Annotated in this window: 5 protein-coding genes; 3 read left to right on the top strand and 2 right to left on the bottom strand. The window is 75.7% G+C overall.

Annotation, left to right across the window (positions count from 1 at the left end; all coding sequences use genetic code 11):
• Positions 1-366: 366 nt before the first annotated feature.
• The gene (locus ACFWZ5_RS43260) at positions 367-1,083 is read right to left on the bottom strand and encodes an endonuclease V (RefSeq protein ID WP_384804106.1); all 717 of its coding nucleotides are present in this window, start codon (positions 1,081-1,083) and stop codon (positions 367-369) included.
• 216 nt (positions 1,084-1,299) lie between these two features.
• On the opposite strand from ACFWZ5_RS43260, the gene ACFWZ5_RS43265 reads away from it, so the two are divergent.
• The gene (locus tag ACFWZ5_RS43265; RefSeq protein WP_384804108.1) at positions 1,300-2,538 is read left to right on the top strand and encodes a hypothetical protein; all 1,239 of its coding nucleotides are present in this window, start codon (positions 1,300-1,302) and stop codon (positions 2,536-2,538) included.
• Positions 2,535-2,918: a hypothetical protein gene (locus tag ACFWZ5_RS43270; RefSeq protein WP_384804110.1), complete on the top strand. Its 384-nt coding sequence runs from the start codon at positions 2,535-2,537 to the stop codon at positions 2,916-2,918. Before ACFWZ5_RS43265 ends, ACFWZ5_RS43270 begins: the two co-directional genes overlap by 4 nt.
• On the opposite strand, the gene ACFWZ5_RS43275 is transcribed toward ACFWZ5_RS43270, so the two are convergent.
• Positions 2,837-5,536, bottom strand: coding sequence for an ATP-binding protein (locus ACFWZ5_RS43275; RefSeq protein WP_384804112.1), 2,700 nt, complete (start codon positions 5,534-5,536; stop codon positions 2,837-2,839). The two genes, ACFWZ5_RS43270 and ACFWZ5_RS43275, sit on opposite strands and share 82 nt — an antisense overlap.
• 291 nt (positions 5,537-5,827) lie before the next feature.
• On the opposite strand from ACFWZ5_RS43275, the gene ACFWZ5_RS43280 reads away from it, so the two are divergent.
• Positions 5,828-7,840 (top strand): BTAD domain-containing putative transcriptional regulator (locus ACFWZ5_RS43280; RefSeq protein ID WP_384892562.1); only part of this gene is annotated, 2,013 nt, incomplete at its 3' end.

Consider the following 7,840-nt stretch of genomic DNA (forward strand, 5'->3'; position numbering starts at 1 on the left):
CACACAAGCGGAGTGCGACCCGACACGGCTGGTCATGGGAGGGCGGGCGGGAAGTTGCCGCCGCGGTAGCGGTGGCGCCTGGGCACAGGGGCGGTAGGTACTGGGAGGGCGGGCGGGGAGAAGCCGCCGCGGTAGCGGCGGGACCTGCACACAGGTGGGGTGCAACCCGAGACGGCTGGTCATGGGAGGGCGGGCGGGAAGTTGCCGTCGCGTTAGCGGCGGGGGCTGGGCGCACGGGCGGTGCGTCGGGGGAGGAGCCGTGGCGGCGGGGGCTGGGTGCGTGGGTGGTCGGTGTCGGGAGGGTGGGTGGGGAGTTGTCGGTGCCGTGGCAGGGGGGCTTGGCGTAGGGGGCTGGGTGGGGAGGGGTTAGGGGTGTGTTGCTCTGAGGGCCTCGCGGCACGTCGCGTCGGCGTGGCGGGTTGTTTCCGGGAGGCGGTAGCGCGGTGTCAGGTGGAGCGTTTGGGCCCGCGCCGTCGCGAGGCTCACGCGGTGGCCCACCGAGACGAACACCGGCTTCACCCCGGACCGCGTCCGCACCGCGCTGCCCACCTCCTCCGCCCCGTCGAGCAGCGGGGCCACACTGCCGCGTACGGCGCCGGGCGCCTCGTACGAGAACGTGAAGGGGTTCTTGGCGACGCCGATCGTGGGGCGGCCCGTGAGGACGCCGAGATGGCTCGCGAGCCCGAAGCGGCGCGGGTGTGCGACACCGTAGCCGTCGCACACGATGAGGCCGGGGTCGACGGTGAGCGCGTCGAGGGCGGCGAGCACGGCCGGGATCTCCCGGAACGCCAACAGACCCGGCACGTAAGGAAACGCGACCCGGCCGACCGCCGTCGCCTCCTCGACGACGTCGAGCCCGGCCGCGTCCAGGACGACGACGGCCGCGGCGACCACGTCCCGCTCGTCGTCGTACGCGACGTCCACGCCCGTGACATGCCCCGTGCCGGGCGCCGGTCCCGGCTCGTCGAGGATCACCCGGGTGCGCAGGGCGTCCTGGACGGCCCGCGCGGCGGCCTCGTCGGCGGGCCAGTCGGCAGGCACGGTCACGGACGCGGCGTTCGCAAGGTGCTTCGGTGTGTTCATCGTGCCCTCAGCGTAGGCGGGCCCCGTACCACCCCTCCCCCGGCCCCCGCCCGTTCTGCAAGGTTTCCGCAAGCCCCGGGCAAGCCTTCCGTCCGCGCCGCCGGGCATCCCCCCGACGCACGGTCACCTCCACATCCATGGCCTGTGCATGTCCATCACATCCACCCGGGGGGTTATCCCATGGAATCCGACCACGCCTTATCGGCGACAACGACGGTGACAACGACGGCGGCGCCGCCCGCGACCGGCCGGGCCGCGCAGTGGCTGACGCTGCCGGGGTGCAAGCGCGTCCTGGTCGTCGTGCACACCGAGGTGTACGGGAACCGGCTCGCGGACGTACTGCCGCTGCTGGAGTCCGATCTGCGGGTCCAGGTCGACTTCACCGTCGCCCCGCACGCGTTCAACTCCGGGGCGACCCGCTCCCTGAGGGCGCTGGGCTGCACCGTACTGCCGTGGCAGGAGGCACTGCGCGGCTCCTTCGACCTGGTGCTCGCCGCCGGTTCGCAGGGCGTGGACCGGCTGCGCGGCCCGCTGGTGCGGCTGCCGCACGGCGCCGGGCACATGAAGCTGTCGCGGCTTCAGGACGACCGGGAGCCGGGGGCGCCGCGCACGGTGGGGGGTCTCGGGCCGCAGTACCTGATGCGGGACGGGAAGGTCGTACCGACCGCCCTCGCGCTCGCGCACCGCGACGACCTGGGGACCCTCGAGCGGCACTGCCCGCAGGCGCTGCCCGTCGCGGAGGTGGTGGGCGACGCCGCGTACGACCGGATCGTGGCGAGCCTGCCGCTGCGGCGGCGCTACCGCGCGGCGCTCGGTCTGCAGCGCGGCCGCAAGCTGCTGCTCGTCAGCTCCACGTGGGGTCCCGGCTCGGCGTTCAACCGGTTCGACGCGCTGCTGCCCCGGCTGCTCACCGAACTGCCGCGCGAGGAGTACCTCGTCGCCGTCCTGGTGCACCCCAACGTCTGGGCCGGGCACGGCGACTGGCAGGTCAGGTCCTGGCTGGCCGCGGCGCGGCGGCACGGCATCCTCGTGCTGCCGCCGGAGGCGGACTGGCGCGCTCCGCTGATCGCCGCGGACTGGGTGATCGGCGACCACGGCTCGGTCACGCTGTACGCCACGCTGACCCGCGCCGCCCTGCTCCTGGCCCGGTTCCCCGAGGCGGACGTCAACCCGGAGTCGCCGGGCGCCGAGCTCGCCCGTACGGCCCCGGCCCTGTCGTTCGCGCGGCCCCTGCCGGAGCAACTGGCGTACGCGCGCGCCGAGTACCCGGCGCGGGAGTACGCGCGCATCGGCCGCCGCATCTCCTCGGAGCCGGGCCGCTTCGGCCGCAACGTGCGGCGCCTGATGTACCGCGTCCTCGGCCTCGGCGAGCCCGCCTACGAGCCGTCCCTTCCGCCGCTGCCGGTGCCGCCGCGCCGCCGGTCCGGCGCCGGACGGGACGAGGTACCGGCGTGAGCGGGCCCGTCCTCGTCTGCTTCGACGGCGCCGACGTCGACGAGACCTGGCGGCAGTGCGCCGATGTCCTGTACGGCAGCTGTCCGTACCGGCCCGCCGAGGTGCCGGTGGTCGCCGGGCGGCTGCTGCGGCGGTATCCGGGGTGCTCGCTGGTGGTGGTGCGGGCCCGGGGCGGCGGCTGTGTCGCCGTGCCGCGCGGGGGCGCGGCGGCGGACGTGCCGGCAGGTGCCGGTCGGGCGGGTGGTGAAGGGCTGCTCGCGTTCGCCGTCGACGCGTACGCGCGCCTGGTCGAGGGGGATCAGGGGGCTTCCGGTGGCGGCGTGAGGTGTCTGAGGCGGCGGGCGAGCCGGTCCGCGTCGGGCGCCGCCACGGAGGTGTAGCGGTCCAGGGACTGCTCGTACCGGCGGCGGGCCTCGGCCAGGTCCTCGCGGGCCTCGGCGCTCTCGCCGAGCAGTTCGAGGACCCGGCCCTGCCAGTGGACGGAGCCCGTCGCCCGGAACTCAGCGAGGGCCGCGAGCAGGTGGTCCTCGCCGGTGCCGCGCTCGCCGCCGCCCAGGCGGGTGCGGGCCTGGCCGACGAAGGCGAGGGCGCGGGCGGCGTCGTAGGGGTCGTTCTCGGCGAGCAGGTCGACGCGGGCGCGGACGAGCCACGGCAGGGCGTCGGCGGGACGGTCCGCGGCCAGGGCGACGTCGCCGAGGCAGATCCGGGTGAGCGCGGTGCCGCGCCGGTAGCCGATCGACTCCCGCAGGGCCAGGGCTTGTTCGAAGTGCTCGGCGGCCTCGGCGAGGCGTCCCGCGAGCCGGTGCGACTGGCCGATCCCGTGCAGGGCCTGCGCCTCGGCGCGGCGGGCGGCGGCGAGCGCGGCGGAGTCCGGCACGGCGTCACCGGCCAGGCGTGCCACGTCCTCGCGGGCGGCGGCGAGGGCCTGCCGGAACCAGGCGATCGCCTCGTCGTGGCGGCCCACGTTGCGCAGGCCCGCGCCGCCGGAGGTGAGCATGCGGCTCTCGCCCGCGCGGTCGCCCACCCTGCGGGCCGCCGCGAGTCCCCGCTCGTGGGCCTCGATCCACAGGTCGTACGGGCGCAGGCGCAGGAACATGGGCCACAGCGCGTCGGCGAGCTGCCAGACGCTGCGGTGCAGGCCCTTGGCGTCGGCGGCGCGCAGGACGGCCATCAGCTGGGTGCGTTCGGCGTCGAGCCAGTGCAGGGCGCCCGGCGCGTCGGTGAACGGCGGCGCCACCACGACGGGTTGGTCGTAGTCGCGGCGCAGGGTGCGGTGGCTGGGGCTCAGCAGGGCCTCGGCGGCGGTCGCGGCGGCGAGGTGGAAGTCGACGACGCGGCGCACGGTCGCGGTCGCGTCGCGTGCCGTCTGCGCGCTCTCGGCGAGGCGGGCGGCGTGCGCCCGGACGAGGTCGTGGAAGCGGTACCGGGCGAGGCCGGTGCGCGGGTCGGGGCCCAGGTCCTCCAGGAGGTTCACCTCGGCCAGCTCGTCGAGCACCCGGTCGGCGTCGTGCACGGACACCGTGCAGGCGGCCGCCGCCACGGGCGCGGTGAGCACGGGGACCGGGGCGAGGCCGAGGCAGCGGTAGCAGTGGGCGAGTTCGGGGTCCAGGTGGCGGTACGAGGCGTCGAGGGCGCCGCGCACGGCGTACTCGCCCTCGATCCGCAGGGCGTCGAGGGCCGGGGCGGCGCCGCGGGCCAGGGCGCCCGCCATCGCCGCGAGGGGCTGGCGCGGCCGCGCCGCCATCCGTGCGGCGGCCACGCAGACGGCGAGCGGCAGGCCCGCGCAGGCCGTCGCGACCCGCAGCGCCGCCTCGGGCTCGCGGGTCACCCGGTCGGCGCCGACCCTGCGGCTCAGGAGCCGTACGGCGTCCCGCGCGTCCAGGACGTCGAGCGGGTGGAACGCCGCGCCGTCCATGCCGAGCCCGGTCAGGCGCCCCCTGCTGGTCACGACGGTGAGCGCGCCGTGCGTCCCCGGCAGCAGGGGGCGGACCTGGGCGGCGCTCAGCGCGTTGTCGAGGAGGACGGCGACGCGCGCGTCGGCCGTGGCGGTGCGCCACAGCGCGGCGCGTTCGTGGAGCTCCGCGGGGGGCTGGTCGTGCCCGAGCGCGCGCAGGAACTCGCCGAGGAGCTCGTTCGGCCGCGCCGGGCCCTCGTCGGAGTGGCCGCGCAGGTCCGCGTACAGCTGCCCGTCGGGGAAGGCGTCGGCGTGGGAGAGCAGCCAGCGGCGGGCGAGCGCGGTCTTGCCGACGCCCGCGGGGCCGCTGATCACGACGATCCGCGGGGCGTGGCCCGCGGCTCCCACAAGCCGGTCGAGCTCGGCGAGCTCGGTGCTGCGGTTGGTGAAGTGGGCGGGTACGGGCGGGAGTTGGCGGGGGGTTACGACGGGACGGGCCTGCGGGGCGGTGTGGATGTGTACGCCGCCGTGGATGCCGTGGGCCTGGACGACGTGGCCCTCGATGGTGGCGGCGCCGCTGATGGTGTTGGCGGTGTTGGCGGTGTCGGCGGCATCGGTCTCCGACGGCGCGGCCGCATGGGTCTCCGACGGCGCGTACGCACCGGCCCCGGCACCCGCGTCCGGATCCGCGCCCTTGTCCGTCGCTGCGTCCGCACTCATCCCTGCGTCCGCACCCACCCCCGCGTCCGCAGCCATCCCCGCGTCCGCACCCGTCTCCGCGTCCGCACCCGCGTCAGCGCCAGCGCCAGCGCCAGCGCCAGCACCGGCCCCTGCACCCGCACCCGCACCCGCACCCGCCAGCCACTGCCCCAAGCGCCGTGCCAGCAGGGGCCGGTCCGCGGCCTGTTCCGCGAGGGCCCGCGCCAAGCGGGGCGTGGCGTCGGGGCCCTGTCCCTCGGGGTCCGCCGCCCAGGCGTGGACCAGGTCGGCGACCGCGGGCCCGGCGGCGGTCCGGACGGCGTCGTACAGCGCGTCGCGGGAACGCGGCAGGGCGGCGGCCCGCGACAGGGCGGCCATCAGTGCGACGGCCGTCACCTGCTCCATTCCGCCGCCCTTTCCCCGCTTCTCCAAAGCCGTACAGCGGTGCCGTTGCCGCTTCAGCGTCTTACCCCGTTCACACCCGGTCGAATACCTAAGCGAACCGCACACTCAAGCCAAAACAAGCCAATAAAAACAGCCCCATCGCAGCACTATGGGAACGATATTGATCGCGTGCGATTCTTTAACGCCTCGCGTACGAATAAAAAGCGCCACGCGCACCACACCGGAGCGCGAGCCGACCTGCGCAGCACGATCTGCGGAACATCACGATCTGCGGAACATCGGGAGGCACTGGTGGACTTGGGGATCCGTGTCCTGGGGCCCGTCGAACTGCGCCGCGACGGGCGCGGCGACGCCCTGGGGTCGGCGAAGGAACGCCTCGTCCTCGCCGCGCTCGCCCTCGACGCGGGCCGCCCGGTCTCGCTGGACACCCTCATCCGCCGCCTGTGGGACGACGCGCCGCCCGCCAAACCGCGCGCCAGCGTGCACGCGTACGCGGCACGGCTCCGCCGCAGACTCCGCGCCGCGGACGGGGACGGCGGGGCGCTCCTCGTCCAGCAGGCGCACACGTACACGCTCGCCGTCCGCCCCGAGCAGGTCGACTGCCACCGCTTCCACGACCTCGCCCACCACGCGCGGGCGCTGACCGACAGCGGTGACGACGCCCAGGCCCTTGAGCTGCTGCGGGAGGCCGAGGCGCTGTGGCGCGGCGAGCCGCTCGCGGGGCTTCCCGGCCTGTGGGCGGAGCACGTGCGCGCGGGCCTGGAGGAGAAGCTGCTCGCCGCCCGGCTCACCCGGTTCGGCATCGAGCTGCGCCGGGGCCGCTTCGCCGAGCTGGTGCCCGAGGTGGGCGCGCTCCTCGACCAGTATCCGAGCGACGAGACGCTCGCCTGCCAGCTGATGACCGCGGCCTACGGCTGCGGGCGGCAGACCGACGCCCTGCGTGTGTACGACACCGTCCGCCGCCATCTGCGCGAGCACCTCGGCACCGACCCGGGCGAGGCCCTGAGCAGGTTGCACCGCCTGGTCCTCAACGGCGCGCCGGTGCACGAGCTCGTCCCCCTGCCCGAGCCCGCCGTCGCCGCACCCCGCACCCTGCCGAGCCACCCCGAACTCGTCGGCCGCGAGGACGAGCTGGCTTCGCTGCTGCGGGCCGCGGGGGCGCCGGAGCCCGGTACGCCCGGCGCTCCCCGCGGCGCGGTCATCGCCCTCCAGGCGATCTCCGGCATGGCGGGCGTCGGCAAGTCCCTGCTCGCCCTGCACGCCGCGCGCCACCTCGGGCCGCGCTTCCCGGACGGGGCGATCCACCTCGACCTGCGCGCCCACTCCCCCGGACAGCTGCCGCTGACCCCCGAGGCCGCGCTCACCGCGCTCCTGCGGGTCCTCGGCGTCCCGGCCGGCGCCCTGCCCGACTCCCTGGACGAACTCGTCGGCCTGTGGCGCACGTTGCTCAGCGCCCGGCGCGCCGTCATCGTCCTCGACGACGCCGCGGGCCCCGAGCAGCTGCGGCCCCTGCTGCCCGGCGCCTCGCCCTCGCTCGTCATCATCACGAGCCGCCGCCGGATCACCGGCCTGCCGGGCGTCCGGCCACTCCTCCTCGACGTGCTGCCGCCCGACGACGCCGTCACCCTCTTCCGGCGGCTCGCCGGGCCCGAGCGCACCGAGCGCGCGGGCGACGTCGCGGACATCGTCCGGCTCTGCGGCTATCTGCCCCTCGGGGTCGAGCTCGCCGCCGGGCGCCTCGCGTCGCGGCCCGCCTGGACCACCGGCACGCTGCTGCACCGGCTGACCCACGGGCACGGGCGCCTCGCGGAGATCCGGGACGGGTGCCGCGAGATCGCCCTCGCCTTCGAAGTGTCGTACATGACACTGACGACCGAAGAGCGCACGGTCTTCCGGAGACTCGGCCTCCAACTCGGTCCGGATTTTGAACCGTTCGCGACGGCGGCGCTCGCGGATCTTCCCGTGGCGCGTACGGAGCGCGTCCTCGAAAGTCTTCTGGACGCCCATCTCATTCAAGAACCGAAGCCCGAGCGCTACACCTTCCACGATCTGCTCGGTGAATATGCGCGCACGCTTTCACTGTCCGAAGATCCGGCCGACGAGCGGCAGTCCGCGATTCTCCGGTTGATCGATTTCTATGTCGTCGCGGCCGACGCCGCCGACCGGCTCGTCTATCCCCGCCACGCCCGCCCCGACCTGCCGCGGCCCGCCCGCGCCGCGGCGGCGCCGCCCTGGCCGGGGGCCGCCGCCGCGCGCGGCTGGCTCGTCGCGGAGCGCGCGGGCCTGATCGCCGCGGAGCGGCAC

It is taken from the genome of Streptomyces sp. NPDC059003, assembly GCF_042740445.1.
GTDB lineage: Bacteria > Actinomycetota > Actinomycetes > Streptomycetales > Streptomycetaceae > Streptomyces.

Excerpts from the sequence above, each read along its gene's own strand:
- ACFWZ5_RS43260 (WP_384804106.1), bottom strand. The coding sequence starts at position 1,083 with ATGAACACACCGAAGCACCTTGCGAACGCCGCGTCCGTGACCGTGCCT.
- ACFWZ5_RS43275 (WP_384804112.1), bottom strand. The coding sequence starts at position 5,536 with ATGGAGCAGGTGACGGCCGTCGCACTGATGGCCGCCCTGTCGCGGGCC.